The sequence below is a fragment of the Mesorhizobium sp. M1A.T.Ca.IN.004.03.1.1 genome, assembly GCF_003997555.1.
Taxonomy (GTDB): Bacteria; Pseudomonadota; Alphaproteobacteria; order Rhizobiales; family Rhizobiaceae; genus Mesorhizobium.
The window spans coordinates 1-14,286 of sequence record NZ_RZTV01000012.1; the positions used below are offsets into that span (position 1 = coordinate 1).

At 62.8% G+C, this 14,286-nt stretch carries 16 protein-coding genes; 4 read left to right on the plus strand and 12 right to left on the minus strand.

The annotated features are described in order from the left end of the window. Positions 1–224 precede the first annotated feature (224 nt). Positions 225–1,325 carry a recombinase RecA gene (gene recA / locus EOD29_RS26300; protein ID WP_127248391.1) on the minus strand — a complete coding sequence of 367 codons (1,101 nt, stop codon included), beginning with the start codon at positions 1,323–1,325 and terminating at the stop codon, positions 225–227. 280 nt (positions 1,326–1,605) lie between these two features. On the opposite strand from recA, the gene EOD29_RS26305 reads away from it, so the two are divergent. Further along, positions 1,606–2,544: a carbohydrate kinase family protein gene (locus tag EOD29_RS26305; RefSeq protein ID WP_127248392.1), complete on the plus strand. Its 939-nt coding sequence runs from the start codon at positions 1,606–1,608 to the stop codon at positions 2,542–2,544. Positions 2,545–2,593: 49 nt separating this feature from the next. Further along, positions 2,594–3,511, plus strand: a complete 918-nt coding sequence (locus EOD29_RS26310) for a pseudouridine-5'-phosphate glycosidase (RefSeq protein ID WP_127248393.1) — start codon at positions 2,594–2,596, stop codon at positions 3,509–3,511. A gap of 3 nt (positions 3,512–3,514) precedes the next feature. Here the strand turns inward: EOD29_RS26310 and EOD29_RS26315 are convergent, their stop codons facing one another. Then, on the minus strand, positions 3,515–3,838 hold the full coding sequence (locus tag EOD29_RS26315) for a TfoX/Sxy family protein (RefSeq protein ID WP_127248394.1): 324 nt from the start codon (positions 3,836–3,838) through the stop codon (positions 3,515–3,517). 89 nt (positions 3,839–3,927) lie between these two features. On the opposite strand from EOD29_RS26315, the gene EOD29_RS26320 reads away from it, so the two are divergent. Continuing rightward, positions 3,928–4,425 carry a GFA family protein gene (locus EOD29_RS26320; protein ID WP_095800892.1) on the plus strand — a complete coding sequence of 166 codons (498 nt, stop codon included), beginning with the start codon at positions 3,928–3,930 and terminating at the stop codon, positions 4,423–4,425. An 8-nt stretch (positions 4,426–4,433) separates the two neighbouring features. Here the strand turns inward: EOD29_RS26320 and EOD29_RS26325 are convergent, their stop codons facing one another. The 9 genes from EOD29_RS26325 to EOD29_RS26365 form a co-directional block, all read right to left on the minus strand. After that, positions 4,434–4,952 (minus strand): DUF2199 domain-containing protein, encoded by a 519-nt coding sequence (locus EOD29_RS26325; RefSeq protein ID WP_127248395.1) that lies wholly within the window; start codon positions 4,950–4,952, stop codon positions 4,434–4,436. Further along, positions 4,953–5,339: a Fe-S cluster assembly scaffold SufA gene (gene sufA / locus EOD29_RS26330; RefSeq protein WP_127248396.1), complete on the minus strand. Its 387-nt coding sequence runs from the start codon at positions 5,337–5,339 to the stop codon at positions 4,953–4,955. Between the two features lie 108 nt (positions 5,340–5,447). Continuing rightward, positions 5,448–5,840, minus strand: a complete 393-nt coding sequence (locus EOD29_RS26335) for an SUF system Fe-S cluster assembly protein (protein ID WP_127248397.1) — start codon at positions 5,838–5,840, stop codon at positions 5,448–5,450. 5 nt (positions 5,841–5,845) lie between these two features. Further along, entirely contained in the window at positions 5,846–7,087 is a 1,242-nt protein-coding gene (locus EOD29_RS26340; RefSeq protein ID WP_127248398.1) for a cysteine desulfurase, read from the minus strand. A gap of 103 nt (positions 7,088–7,190) precedes the next feature. Next, on the minus strand, positions 7,191–8,465 hold the full coding sequence (gene sufD / locus EOD29_RS26345; RefSeq protein ID WP_127248399.1) for a Fe-S cluster assembly protein SufD: 1,275 nt from the start codon (positions 8,463–8,465) through the stop codon (positions 7,191–7,193). 25 nt (positions 8,466–8,490) lie between these two features. After that, a complete protein-coding gene (gene sufC, locus EOD29_RS26350) occupies positions 8,491–9,246 on the minus strand; it encodes a Fe-S cluster assembly ATPase SufC (RefSeq protein ID WP_066995090.1) in 756 nt (251 codons plus the stop codon). Continuing rightward, positions 9,239–9,529: a hypothetical protein gene (locus tag EOD29_RS26355; RefSeq protein ID WP_095829960.1), complete on the minus strand. Its 291-nt coding sequence runs from the start codon at positions 9,527–9,529 to the stop codon at positions 9,239–9,241. Before EOD29_RS26355 ends, sufC begins: the two co-directional genes overlap by 8 nt. A gap of 4 nt (positions 9,530–9,533) precedes the next feature. Next, positions 9,534–11,051, minus strand: coding sequence for a Fe-S cluster assembly protein SufB (sufB, locus tag EOD29_RS26360; RefSeq protein WP_067328280.1), 1,518 nt, complete (start codon positions 11,049–11,051; stop codon positions 9,534–9,536). Positions 11,052–11,288: 237 nt separating this feature from the next. Then, positions 11,289–12,449 (minus strand): cysteine desulfurase family protein, encoded by a 1,161-nt coding sequence (locus EOD29_RS26365; RefSeq protein WP_127248400.1) that lies wholly within the window; start codon positions 12,447–12,449, stop codon positions 11,289–11,291. Between the two features lie 247 nt (positions 12,450–12,696). On the opposite strand from EOD29_RS26365, the gene EOD29_RS26370 reads away from it, so the two are divergent. After that, a complete protein-coding gene (locus EOD29_RS26370; protein WP_066995082.1) occupies positions 12,697–13,371 on the plus strand; it encodes an alpha/beta hydrolase in 675 nt (224 codons plus the stop codon). A 29-nt stretch (positions 13,372–13,400) separates the two neighbouring features. Here EOD29_RS26370 and EOD29_RS26375 read toward each other — a convergent pair whose 3' ends face one another. Continuing rightward, on the minus strand, positions 13,401–14,282 hold the full coding sequence (locus EOD29_RS26375; protein WP_206520502.1) for a phosphatase PAP2 family protein: 882 nt from the start codon (positions 14,280–14,282) through the stop codon (positions 13,401–13,403). Positions 14,283–14,286 lie beyond the last annotated feature (4 nt).

Here is a 14,286-nt window from a genome sequence, read left to right on the forward strand (position 1 = left end):
CGGATCACCCGCCTTACCCGGCAACAGCGCAGCGATGCGCGCCCACTGGACGTTCGTCAGTTCGTACCGTTTGGCCATCCGTCGCGCTCCGAATCAGAACCCTCGGAACGCAATGAATCAACGCCAAACCGCGTTGAGAATCCTGAATGTAGATTGGACCTAGGGAACTCGATTACATCAGCTTTAGATAATGGATCCGGATTATGGCCGAACTCCGGCAGTGCCTACATCGCGCCAGCCTCGTCCTCGAAGCTGTCGTCACCACCGCCTTCGGAGCCGCCGTTCTCGAGGAATTTTTCGGCGATCAGCCCGGCATTCTGCCTCAGCGCCAGCTCGATCTCGCGCGCCGTGTCCGGATTGTCGCGCAGGAAAAGCTTGGCGTTCTCACGGCCCTGACCGAGACGCTGCGAATTGTAGGAGAACCAGGCGCCCGACTTCTCGACCACGCCGGCCTTGACCCCGAGATCGACGAGCTCGCCGGTCTTCGACACGCCCTCGCCATACATGATGTCGAACTCGACCACCTTGAAGGGCGGAGCCAGCTTGTTCTTCACCACCTTGACGCGGGTCTGGTTGCCGACCACTTCGTCGCGATCCTTGACCGAGCCGATGCGGCGGATGTCGAGGCGCACCGAGGCATAGAATTTCAGCGCGTTGCCTCCGGTCGTGGTTTCCGGCGAGCCGAACATGACGCCGATCTTCATACGGATCTGGTTGATGAAGATGACCATGGTGTTGGAGCGCGAGATCGATGCGGTCAGCTTGCGCAGCGCCTGGCTCATCAGACGGGCCTGCAGGCCGGGCAGCGCATCGCCCATCTCGCCCTCGATTTCGGCGCGCGGCGTCAGTGCCGCCACCGAATCGACCACCAGAACGTCGATGGCGCCGGAGCGCACCAGCGTGTCGCAGATCTCCAGCGCCTGCTCACCCGTGTCGGGCTGCGAGATCAGGAGGTTTTCGAGGTCTACGCCGAGCTTGCGGGCATAGACCGGATCGAGCGCGTGCTCGGCATCGACGAAGGCGCAGATACCGCCCTTCTTCTGGGCTTCCGCAACCGTGTGCAGCGCCAGCGTCGTCTTGCCCGAGCTTTCCGGCCCGTAGATTTCGATGATGCGGCCGCGCGGCAACCCGCCGACGCCGAGCGCGATGTCGAGCCCGAGCGATCCCGTCGGCACGGTTTCGATCTCGACCACCTGCTCATTGGCGCCGAGCCGCATGATCGAGCCCTTGCCGAAAGCGCGCTCGATTTGCGACAGCGCCGCATCCAGAGCCTTTGATTTGTCCACTGCCTTATCCTCTACAAGCCGCAAAGTATTCTGAGCCATGATACATCACCCCTTGGTCGTCAATGAAGGCCGGACAATCCGTGATCCCTGCCAGTTTGTACCTTTTTTGTTCTCATCTGGCAAGAGGCAGCAAATGGCTGGAAAACAAATAATATCTGGATTTGTTCTATTTTTGTCTCACTAGAGATGGCGTGAGCCAGTGCTGCTGATCCAAGCGAGATCTCGTTATCCGGGCGGCCCGAATCGAGACCCGATTGCGGGGCGATGCGCGGAAACCTAGTGTGCCCACGCAAACAATCAACGAGGTCACCCCCGCGGCATGCCGACATCCCCAAATATCCTGGCGCTGGGCGGCGCCCATATCGACCGGCGCGGCCAGGTCTCGGGCCCTTACGTGCCCGCCGCATCCAATCCCGGCATCATGCGCGAGGATGTCGGCGGCGGCGTCTTCAACGCGCTGCGCAGCATTGTGAAGCGCGGCGTCTCGGCCTCGCTGCTTTCGGTGCGCGGCGGCGATGCGGCGGGTGAGACCGTCGCATCGGCGATCGACGAGGCCGGCATCGCCGACCTTTCGGCGGTGTTCCTCGACCGCACGACGCCGAGCTACACTGCGCTGATCGACAGCGAGGGGGAGCTGATCGTCGGCTTTGCCGATATGGGCCTTTACGACCTCGCCTTCCCCAAGCAGATCCGCCGCGCCAAGGTGCGCGAGGCGATCGCCGAGGCAGACGCGATCCTCTGCGACGCGAACCTGCCAACGGCGGCCCTCGAGCGTCTGGTTGCGCAAGCCGGCGACAGGCCGATTTTCGCCATCGCCATCTCGCCGGCCAAGGTGGTGCGGCTAGCGCCGCTGCTCGGCAATCTTTCGCTGCTGTTCATGAACCGCCGAGAGGCGGCGGCGCTGGCTGGTGCGGATATTTCCGGCCGCGATCTTGTCGGGGAACTCAGGCGGCTGAGCTTGACGGCAGGCGTGATCACGGCCGGCAGTGCTCCGGTGCTCGGCTTCGACCAATCGGGCGTCTTCGCCATCGACCCACCCGCCCCGCGACGAGTTGCCGACGTAACCGGCGCCGGCGACGCCCTGACCGGAGCAACGGTTGCCGCGCTGCTGCGCGGGCTGCCTTTGCGGAAGGCACTGCGCGAAGGTGTTGCCGCGGCGATGCTCGCCATCGAGAGCGCCGAGGCGGTACCGTCTTTCACCGCCGGCAGTTTTGGCCAGGCGCTTGCCCTTGTGCCCGAGGCACGGGTGGTGGCATAGGGCCACAAACTATCTTGCCGGAGTGTTTTCTCCGGAGTGGAGAACGGACATGACGCCCGAAACCGCCCGCCCCTTCATCGACATTCATCCGCCAGTGGCGGAGGCGCTTGCCGCCGGGCGGCCTGTGGTGGCGCTGGAAAGCACCATCATTACCCACGGTATGCCATACCCCGACAATGGCGCGATGGCCGCCAAGGTCGAGCAGATCATCGCCGAGAGCGGCGCCGTGCCGGCGACGATCGCCGTGGTCGATGGAGGCATCAAGATTGGCCTTTCCGATGGCGAGCGCGAATCGCTTGCCATGACCGGCGACGCCATGAAGCTGTCGCGTGCCGATATCGGCTTTGCCGTCGCCCAAAAGCGCACCGGCGGCACCACCGTGGCCGCCACCATGATCGCCGCGCACATGGCCGGCATAAAGGTCTTCGCCACCGGCGGCATCGGCGGCGTCCACAAGGGCGCCGAAAAGAGTTTTGACATCTCGGCCGATCTCGACGAGTTGGCGCGCACGCCGGTCATCGTCGTGTCGGCCGGCGCCAAGGCGATCCTCGACATCGAAAAGACGCTGGAAGTGCTGGAGACGCGCGGCGTGCCGGTCATCGGCCATGGCTGCGAGACCATGCCGGCGTTCTGGTCCAGGCAATCGCCCTTCCGCGCGCCGCTGACGTTGCATGCGCCTGAAGATATCGCGCATTTCTACCGCACGCGGCAGGCGCTGGGCTTGGGCGGCGGCATACTGGTCGCCAACCCGGTGCCGCAGAACGACGAGATCCCGGCAGCCGAGATGGACGGCTACATCCAGGCCGCGCAGAAGGCGGCCGAAGCGCAGAACATCACCGGCAAAGCCGTGACGCCGTTCCTCCTGTCGAAGATTTTGGAGCTCACCGGCGGCCGCAGCCTCAAGACCAACATCGCGCTGGTCGAGAACAATGCGCGGCTGGCGGCGGAGATCGCGAAGGCGCTATAGGCCTTATCTGCCCGCGCGCCGCCCCGCCTCATAAGCGCGCCGCGCCCAGATCGCCATTTCGTCGGGATCTTCGAAGGCACTGTCGGGAACGCTCCAATAAGGCATCGCCACCTCCTTGCCGTGCCGCGAGCCGGTATAGGTCCATTGGCTACAGCCGGCGGCCTCGAATTCGGGGATCGTCTCCTCGTCGGCCTTCAGCATCAGTTCGCCGCGCACGACCACCGCGACGATGACGCCGTCGCAATAGATGCCCTTGCCGCCGAACAGTTTTCGGATGCTGATCGGCCCCAGGCTCTCGAACAATTCTTCGAGGCGGTCATTGTCCATGCCGCAATCATCTCATCCGGCATGGGCCTTGTCATCGCAGCAACCAACAGCATGCTGACAGGTTGAGACATGAAATGGAGTTTCGCGCCATGCCTGTCCTGCTCAAAGGCTCCTGCCGCTGCGGCGCCGTCCGCTTCGAGGTGGAAAGTCACACGCCCGTGCCGTTCATGCTCTGCTACTGCTCGATCTGCCGCAAGCAGCAGGGCGGCGGCGGTTTTGCCATCAATCTCGGCGCCGACAACGAAACGCTCAAGGTCACCGGCAAGCCCAATCTCGGCGTCTACCGCGCTGAGATCGAGGACGACGAGCATCCGCACTGCGAGGTCTCGACCGGCGAGCGCAATTTCTGCAAGACATGCGGCGCCGCGCTCTGGCTCTACGACCCGACTTGGCCGGACCTCGTCCATCCCTTCGCATCGGCGATCGACAGCGACCTGCCGAAGCCGCCGGAAAAGGTGCACCTGATGCTGAAATACAAGGCGAGTTGGGTCGAGCCGGCGATCGGCGAGAACGACAAGGTGTTCGAGGTCTATCCCGAAGAATCGATCGCCGACTGGCACAAGCGCACCGGCTTGTGGATGGACTAAGCCTGAATCTAAGAGCGATGGGTTAGCGCAACCCAGCGCTCGATCTGCCTCACATCTACCCCTTCGCGCTGCGCGGCGACCAAGGGGCGGTCTGCATCATGCAGAAAAACCCTGGGACGCAGATTGCCGGGCTGAAACACAACATTGGCATGCAGGCGCATCGAGCTCGGATACTCAGGAATGTCGTGCATCAAATACCCGAAGCAGAGCTCGTCCTCATATTGGCCGCTATCATACATGGCTCGATAGACATTCCAGCTTCTTTCCGAGACCGACATCCAAACACCGAAACAGAACTCTTCGGACAACTGAGGTACCGGCAAGGGCAGCAGGCAACGAATGAAGCGGTCTGTTTGCCCCGTGGCGTAACTCACCACGCAAAAATCGTCGTTCTTGCGGAAAGTCGACCGAGCTACCTCGTCAAGCGCGTCTGGATTCCCCGGTGCGCCAAAGGCTATATCGGTGGGAAGTCCGGTGAACTCCTGGTCACAGCAGGCACATCGCCAGCGATATGCCTCGGCGCTCACCTAAGCAGCGCTTGAAGCGCGCACCTCCGCCAGCGCCTTGAGATCGGCCGGCTTCAGCTCGACGGATTCGCCGCAGCCGCAGGCCGAGCTCTGGTTCGGGTTCCTGAAGGTGAAGCCGGTTCGCAGCGTCGTCTGCTCGAAATCCATCTCGGTTCCGAGCAGGAAAAGCGCCGCTTCCGGCGCGACATAGACGTGCGCGCCGTCGCGCTCGATATGATCGTCCTTGGGGTTCGGCTCGGTGACCAGATCGACCGTGTATTCCATCCCGGCGCAGCCGCCCTTCTTGATGCCAAGACGGATCCCATGCGCGTTGTCGCGCGTAGCGACGATCTCACGCACGCGGTCCGCGGCCTTGACGGTCATCGTGATGACGGCGAAGCGTCCCATGTCATTCTCCACGTTCGCGCGGGTTCAAGGCCCGCGGAATGAGTCTGCCTTTAAGATGGTGAAGTTTCACCTTTGCTGCAAGCCAGCCAACCTTAGTAGGGACGCTGGCTAGTACCACCCGACCGCGACCTGCGCCTCTTCCGACATTCGGTCGGGTGTCCACGGCGGGTCGAACACCATGTTGACCTCGACGCCAGAAATTCCCTCCACGGCGCCGACGGCGTTCTCGACCCAGCCCGGCATCTCGCCGGCCACCGGGCAGCCCGGCGCGGTCAGCGTCATGTCGATCTTGACCGTCCGGTCGTCCTCGATGTCGATCCTGTAGACGAGGCCGAGCTCGTAGATGTCCGCCGGGATTTCCGGATCGTAGACCGTCTTCAGCGCCGAGACGATATCGTCGGTCAGCCTCGCCAGCTCGTCGGCGGGGATCGCCGAGGCTGAGACGAGCCCGTTACCGGCCGTTTCCGGCGCGGTCTCTGCGGTGGTGGTCACATCGTCCATCATCGTCATCCGAAGAACTTTCGCGCCTTTTCCAGCGCATCGGCCAAAGCGTCGACTTCGGCCCTGGTGTTATACATGCCGAACGATGCCCTGCATGTGGAGGTCACGCCGAAGCGTTTCAACAGCGGCTGGGCGCAATGCGTGCCGGCGCGGACCGCGACGCCTTGCCTGTCGATAAGCATCGACACGTCATGGGCGTGGATGCCCTGCAATTCGAACGAGATGATGGCGCCCTTGCCGGGCGCGTCGCCGAAGATGCGCAGCGAATTGATGGCGCGCAGCCGCTCGTGCGCGTAATTCTTGAGGTCCGCCTCATGCGCCGCGATGCGCTCGCGGCCGACCTTTTCCATATATTCGAGCGCGGCGCCCAGCCCGATCGCCTGCACGATCGGCGGCGTGCCGGCCTCGAAACGGTGCGGCGGCTCGTTGTAGGTGACGATGTCTTCCGTCACCTCCTCGATCATTTCGCCGCCACCCATGAAGGGCCGCATCGCTTCCAGCATGTACTTCTTGCCGAAGAGCACGCCGATGCCGGACGGACCGTAAACCTTGTGGCCGGTGAAGACGAAGAAGTCGCAATCGAGGTCCTGCACGTCGATCGGCATATGCACGGCGCTCTGGCTGCCGTCGACGAGCACGGGAATGCCACGCGAATGCGCGATGCGCACGATCTCCTTGATCGGCGTCACCGTGCCCAGCGCGTTCGACATATGGGTGATGGCGACGAGTTTTGTGCGGTTCGTCAGCCGCTTCTCGAATTCCTCGATATGGAAGGCGCCGAGATCGTCGACCGGCACCCAGACAAGCTTCGCGCCCTGCCGCTCGCGGATGAAATGCCAGGGCACGATGTTGGAGTGGTGCTCCATGATCGAGAGCACGATCTCGTCGCCCTCGCCGATCCTCGGCATGCCGTAGCCATAGGCGACCGTGTTGATCGCCGAGGTGGTGTTGGAGGTGAAGACGACGTTGTCGGTGCTCGGCGCATTGAGGAAGCGGCGTACCGTCTCGCGTGCTTTCTCATAAGCATCGGTCGCGGCATTCGACAGAAAATGCAGGCCGCGATGGACATTGGCGTAGTCCTGGGAATAGGCGTGCTGGATCGTGTCGAGCACCACCTGCGGCTTCTGCGCCGAGGCGCCGTTGTCGAGATAGACCAGCGGCCTACCGTAGACCTGCCGCGACAGGATCGGGAAGTCGCGGCGGATCGCCTCGACGTCGTAGGGAGCGGTTTCGATCTTCTGGTCCATCACAAGGTCTTTCGAGGCTTCGCCTCACTCCGTCCAGCACCCCTCATCCGTCTTGGCGCTCCGCGCCAATTCACCTTCTCCCAAGTAGGAGAAGGTGAAAGCGCTATCCGTGCGTCGAAAACCAGGCGTCGAGCCGCGCTTCGAGCGCATCGACTAGCTCCTCGTCGTCCAGTTCCTCGATCACTTCGGCGACGAAAGCCTTCACCAGAAGGCCGCGAGCCGCTTTCTCGTCAATGCCGCGCGCCATCAAATAGAACAGATGGTTGTGGTCGATCTCGGTGACCGTCGCGCCGTGACCGCAGACGACGTCGTCGGCGAAGATTTCCAGTTCCGGCTTGGTCGAGAACTCACCCTCGTCCGACAGGAGCAGCGTGTTGCACGCCATCTTAGCGTTGGTCTTCTGCGCGTATTGGTGGACGTTGATGCGACCCTGGAAGACACCCCGCGCCTTGCCGGTCACAACGTTGCGGATCACTTCGGTCGAAGCGGTGTGCGGCACGGCATGGTCGAGCACCATGGTGGTGTCGGTATGCGTGTCGCCGGCCAGAAGGTTGATGCCGCGCAGCTTGAAATCGGCGCCCTCACCAGTCGTCCTGACCACGACTTCCTGGCGCACCAGCTTGCCGCCGGCGTTCATCACGAACAGCGTCAGCTTCGCGTCCTTCCCAATATGCGCCTTGAACTGAGCAAGGTGCGTCGCCGTGTCCGGCTGCTCCTGCACGATCAGCCAGGTCACCTCGGCACCGTCGCCGACCACGAGCTGGCTGACCGAACTGACGAGCGCGGCTTCGCCGCCCTCGCCCGTCTGGCGCTCGACGATGATTGCCTTGGCGCCGGCACCGACACGTGCCAGGAGCCGCACATGCGTCTGGCCGCCGCCCTGCAGGTTCTGCAGCTCGATCGGCTTTTCCAGCTCGGTGCCGTCGGCGATGTCGACGAAATAGCCGTCGGCGACGAAGGCCGTGTTCAGCGCGCCGATTGCGTCATCGGCGCCATAGCGATCGAGCCCCGGCGCGACACTGCCGTCGGTGAGCTTCTCCGACAGGCGCTGCACCGTGACGCCTTCGATCGCAGGCGCCTTGGCGCTCGAAACACCGTTCAGCATGGGCAGAGCGGCCGAACCATCGAGGACCGGATCGAGCGCCTTTGCATTGCCGTTGGCCTCGAAGGCCGGCACCGAGGTCAGCAGCCGGCGCAGGTCCGTATAGTGCCAGGATTCGACGCGGCGCGTCGGCAGGCCGTGCTTGATCGCCTCGATCGCGTCGTCGCGCTTGACCATCACTGCGCCGTCGCCGGGCAGCAGCGACAGCCGCTCGCCGAAGGCGTCGATCAGCGCCGTTTCGGCCAACGTCCGCTGGGGCTGTGCGTGCATGTTCATTGCTCTTGCCTCACTTGGCCCCATCTCACGCGGCTTGCCCGATCACGCCGGCATAGCCGTTGGTTTCGAGATCGAGCGCCAGCGACTTGTCGCCAGACTTGATGACCTGGCCCTTGTAGAGCACGTGCACGCTGTCCGGCACGATGTGCTCGAGCAGGCGCTGGTAGTGGGTGATGACGACGATCGCGCGCTCCGGCGAGCGTAGCGCGTTGACGCCGTCGGCGACGATCTTGAGGGCGTCGATGTCGAGGCCTGAATCGGTCTCGTCGAGCACGCAGAGCTTCGGCTCGAGCAGTTTCATCTGCAGGATTTCGGCGCGCTTCTTCTCGCCGCCGGAGAAGCCGACATTGAGCGGCCGCTTCAGCATGTTCATGTCCATGTTGAGCGAAGCGGCGGCGTCCTTCACGCGCTTCAGGAATTCCGGAACCTTCAGGGGCTCCTCGCCGCGCGCTTTGCGCTGCTCGTTCATCGCGACTTTCAGGAATTCCATGGTCGCGACGCCCGGTATCTCCATCGGATACTGGAAGGCGAGGAAGATGCCGGCGGTGGCACGTTCGGCCGGATCCATTTCGAGGATCGACTGGCCGTTGTAGAGGATGTCGCCTTCGGTGACCTCGTAGTCCTCGCGGCCGGCAAGGATGTAGGACAGCGTCGACTTGCCCGAACCGTTCGGGCCCATGATGGCGGCGACCTCGCCGGCTTTGACCGTCAGGTTCAGGCCGCGGATGATCTCCGTGCCGTCCTCGACGATGCGGGCATGCAAATTCTTGATCTCAAGCATTATCTTCTACTTTCGTGTTCTTGTTGTCCTCGACGCCGGGTCCTTGACGAGATTTCCCCAGAAGAGCGCCCGCAAGATCGCCAGTAACGATCATCCAGCCAAAAAAACCTACCGCGCCTAGGGTCGCAATCGAACCACCAACATTCCTTACCGAACTCAAGCCAAATATCGCGCCTATTAAAGCCACCACGGCACCTCCAATAGCCAGCGTCAACAAGAGCATCAGAACGATGACTATCAAACTCTGGATACGCTCGAAGAATTTCCAGGAGCGCCGTTCCATTTAGTCAGCCCACGCTGCCTTCCAGCGAGATCCCGATCAGCTTCTGCGCCTCTACGGCGAACTCCATCGGCAGCTGTTGGATGACGTCCTTGACGAAGCCGTTGACGATCAGTGCGATCGCCTCTTCCTCGGGAATCCCGCGCTGCATCACGTAGAACTTCTGGTCCTCGGATATCTTCGACGTCGTCGCCTCGTGCTCGAACTTCGCCGTCGCGTTCTTGGCTTCCATGTAGGGCACGGTGTGCGCGCCGCACTGGTCGCCGATCAGCAGCGAATCGCAGTTGGTGAAGTTGCGGGCGTTGGTCGCCTTGCGGTGCGCCGAGACTTGGCCGCGATAGGTGTTCTGCGAGAAGCCGGCGGCAATACCCTTGGAGATGATGCGGCTCGACGTGTTCTTGCCGAGATGGATCATCTTGGTGCCGCTGTCGACCTGCTGATAGCCGTTCGACACCGCGATCGAATAGAACTCGCCGCTGGAATCGTCGCCGCGAAGGATGCAGCTCGGATATTTCCAGGTGATCGCCGAGCCGGTCTCGACCTGCGTCCACGAAATCTTCGAACGATGGCCGCGGCAATCGCCGCGCTTGGTGACGAAATTATAGATGCCGCCCTTGCCCTCGGCGTCGCCCGGATACCAGTTCTGCACCGTCGAATATTTGATCTCGGCATCGTCGAGCGCAATCAGCTCGACCACCGCGGCATGCAGCTGGTTCTCGTCGCGCTGCGGCGCCGTGCAGCCTTCGAGATAGGACACATAGGCCCCCTCCTCGGCGATGATCAGCGTGCGCTCGAACTGGCCGGTATTCTTCTCGTTGATGCGGAAATAGGTCGACAGCTCCATCGGGCAGCGCACGCCCTTCGGCACGAAGACGAAGGAGCCGTCGGTGAACACGGCCGAGTTCAGCGTGGCGTAGAAATTGTCGGAAGTGGGCACGACCGAGCCCAGGTATTTCTGCACCAGCTCAGGGTGCTCGCGGATCGCTTCCGAGATCGAGCAGAAGATAACGCCGGCCTGAGCCAGCTCCTTCTTGAAGGTGGTGACGACCGACACGGAATCGAACACGGCGTCGACCGCGACGCGGCCGGACTTGTAGACGTTGTCGTTGGCCTCCTCCAGCTCCGAAGCGTCGGTCTTCTGCACGCCGGCGAGGATCTCCTGCTCCTTCAAAGGAATGCCAAGCTTCTCGTAGACCTTGAGCAATTCGGGATCGACCTCGTCCAGCGACTTCGGTCCCGGCGTGCTCTTCGGCGCCGCGTAATAGTGGATGTCCTGGAAGTCGATCTTCGGATAGTGGACGCGCGCCCAGGTCGGCTCTTCCAGCGTCAGCCAGCGCCTATAGGCGCCCAGACGCCATTCCAGCATCCAGTCCGGCTCGCCCTTCTTCTCGGAGATCAAGCGAATGATGTCTTCGCTCAGGCCCTTGGGGGCCTTGTCCATCTCGATCTCTGTCTGGAATCCGTATTTATACTGGTCGACGTCGATCTTTCGGACTCGATCGATCGTCTCCTGCACAGCAGGCATAAGCGTTCTCCATCCACGCCGGGGTCAAGGCCCGGCAGTTTTCAAACTATGGCACCGCACAAACGCGCCCCAGGAAGGACTCGGCTGCGGAGTAAGCTCCATATAGTGCGTTCCGGCCGGAAATTCACCCGTCCAAACGAAACGCACGGCTTTACCAGGCCGGATGGCCTGAATTCGTCTTTCGAGCACCGGATTTCAAGAGCCGCCCGGGATCTCTTGTCCGATGCCCTGCCGCCGTCAGGCAGCCTTTTCTTTTCCAGCCCGACGCGCGGCTATGCCCGCCAGAGCCGCCCGGAACGCCTCGATTTCCTCGGCGCCGGTGGCGCGGCCAATCGAGACGCGCAATGCGCCAAGGCTCTCGCCGTGGCCCATCGCCTTCAGCACATGGCTTGGCCCGACTTTCCCCGACGAGCAGGCGGAACCGGCCGACAGCGCAACACCGGCGAGATCGAAGGCGATCTGCGCCGTCTCGGCCTTGACGCCGGGAATAGCGAAGAATGTCGTATTGGCAAGCCTTGGCGCTGCCGCTCCAAAGATTTCCGTATCAGGGACGAGCTCCCGGACGATGGCTTCGACCTTGTCGCGACGGCGCGCGACCGCTTCCATGTCTTCCAGGCCGGCGAGTGCTGCCCGCGCCGCGGCACCAAAACCGGCAATGCCGGGAAGATTCTCCGTGCCGGCGCGATGGCCCTTTTCCTGGCCGCCGCCTTTGATCAGCGGCTTCGGCATCATCAGATCGGCCCGGGCGACGATGGCGCCGACGCCCTTCGGGCCGCCGATCTTGTGCGAGGAAAGGATCAGATAATCGGCATAACCGGCTGACATGTCGATCGGAATCCGTCCTGCCGCCTGCACGGCATCGACGACCAGCACGCCGCCCGCTTCCTTGACGATCTCGGCGATGCGTCCGATCGGCTGGATCACCCCCGTCTCGTTGTTGGCGGCATGGATCGCCACCAGCGGCAGGCCGGCAGCCTTGTCATGCGCGGAGAGCGCCGTAGTCAGCGCCTCGAGATCGGCAATGCCGTCTCGATCGACGCCGATCCTCGTCACCTGCGGCGCCGAGAACCGCCCGCCATTCAGAATGCAGGGATGATCGGCGGCCGAGACATAGAGGTGGCTGATGCGGACAGAGCCGCGCCCCATCTGCCAGTCGGGAGCAAGCAGCGTCGATGCGGCCTCCGTCGCGCCGGAGGTGAACACGACGTGCTCGGGCCTGGCATTGACCAGCCCTGCCACGTCACGCCTGGCATCCTCGATCAGCCGCCGCGCCGCGCGGCCCTCGCTGTGAACCGACGACGGATTGGCGGCATCGAGCGCCGCGACCGCCGCCGACCGCGCCTCTGCCATGAGAGGTGCGCTGGCGTTGTAGTCGAGATAGGCGCGAGTTGCGGCCATTTTCCTTCAGTCGATCCTGTCAGCAGCCATTCCGCGAGGACAGCGCGTTATTTCCTTGAAATTGCAAGGCGAGCCGTCCTATTTACCCGGCTTGCGGCGCGGGCGGCCGAGAAAATGCGTTCTCGGCACCCAGTTTTGAACAATTCTAAACTAGCTTCTAGGAAGACGCTTGCCCGGCGTCAAGGCCACAGAATGGGCCAAAGGAAGAGTCCGGGCTCGCGCCTTCGTATGCCACGTGGAGTATTTTATGCCTGAGGTCATTTTCGCCGGTCCGGCTGGTCGCCTGGAGGGCCGTTACCAGCCTTCCAAGGAAAAGAGCGCGCCGATCGCCATTGTGCTGCATCCGCACCCGCAATTCGGCGGCACGATGAACAACAAGATCGTCTACGACCTCTTCTACATGTTCCAGAAGCGCGATTTCACCACGCTTCGCTTCAATTTCCGCGGCATCGGCCGCAGCCAGGGCGAGTTCGACCACGGTACCGGCGAATTGTCGGACGCGGCCGCTGCGCTCGACTGGGTGCAGTCGCTGCATCCGGATTCCAAGAGCTGCTGGGTCGCGGGCTATTCCTTCGGCTCATGGATCGGCATGCAGCTGCTCATGCGCCGGCCCGAGATCGAGGGCTTCATCTCGGTCGCCCCGCAGCCCAACACCTACGATTTTTCGTTCCTGGCACCCTGCCCGTCGTCCGGCCTCATCATCCATGGCGATGCCGATAAGGTGGCGCCGCCCAAGGACGTGCAGACGCTGGTCGACAAGCTGCACACGCAAAAGGGCATAACCATCACCCAGAAGACTATCTCCGGCGCCAACCATTTCTTCGCCAACCACGCCGAACTGCTGATCGACGAATGCGCCGATTACCTCGACCGGCGTCTGGCCGGCGAGCTCGCCGATCCACGGCCGAAGCGGCTGAGGTAGATTTCGGGCTAACCTGAGACCAAATAGCTCTACGGGCGGTCAGCCGACAATTGCTCGCGGCTCCGCCTCGCCAACGATGTTTTACCCTTGGATCCACTGGAAGACAGCAGCCGGAACGTGCGCTTGGGCACGGGTCTGGTCGACGACGGCCGCCGGAAGATGAAACCGAGCCGCGCGAAGACCAACCCTGCGGCGATCGCAAAGGCTAGGCCGAGCCCAAAGCCGGCCACTGTGTCGCTCGGATAATGCGCGCCGACGAAGACGCGCGTCGAAGCGATCAAGGCCGTGAGCGCAAGCGCAATGTGCCAGCGCCTTGGAAACAGCAGCAAGAGGACGCCGAACACCGCCCCCATCGTCGTGGCATGGCCGGACGGAAAGCCGGCGAAGCGCGCATCCATGGCGAAGGGATGCAGCGACAGCACCCCGTAATCGTTGAAATAGAGCGGCCGGGCCCGGCCGATGCCGTATTTCAGTAAGTTGACGGCCAACCCGGAAAGACCAACCGCGCAAAGCACCAGGAAAGCGAAGCAGGTCCAATTGTAGACGAGCAGACGCGACGACCTGGAAAGCCGTCGCCAGTCCGTCAGGTTGGCTGCGACGAGGCAGAGAGCGGCGGGGATGAGATACCAGCCGCCCAGGCCGAAATCCGTTAAGAAGTCGGTGAAACGGACGAAGCCTGGCGTCCACCCGCCGCGCATCCTGCCGGCTGCGCTGTCCAGGGTGAGGCCAATGGCTATGGCCAGCAGAAGCCATGCAGAGACCCAGACGAGCCAGGGAATCTCGGGATAGCGCGCGGGACGCACTGCAAAACGCCGCTGCACGATGCGCGTCGTGACGAGGAAGTTGCCGAGCGAACGGCGGTAAAAAGAAACGGCGGACATGGCTCTATAGGGAACTTCGAGCTCCGACATTATT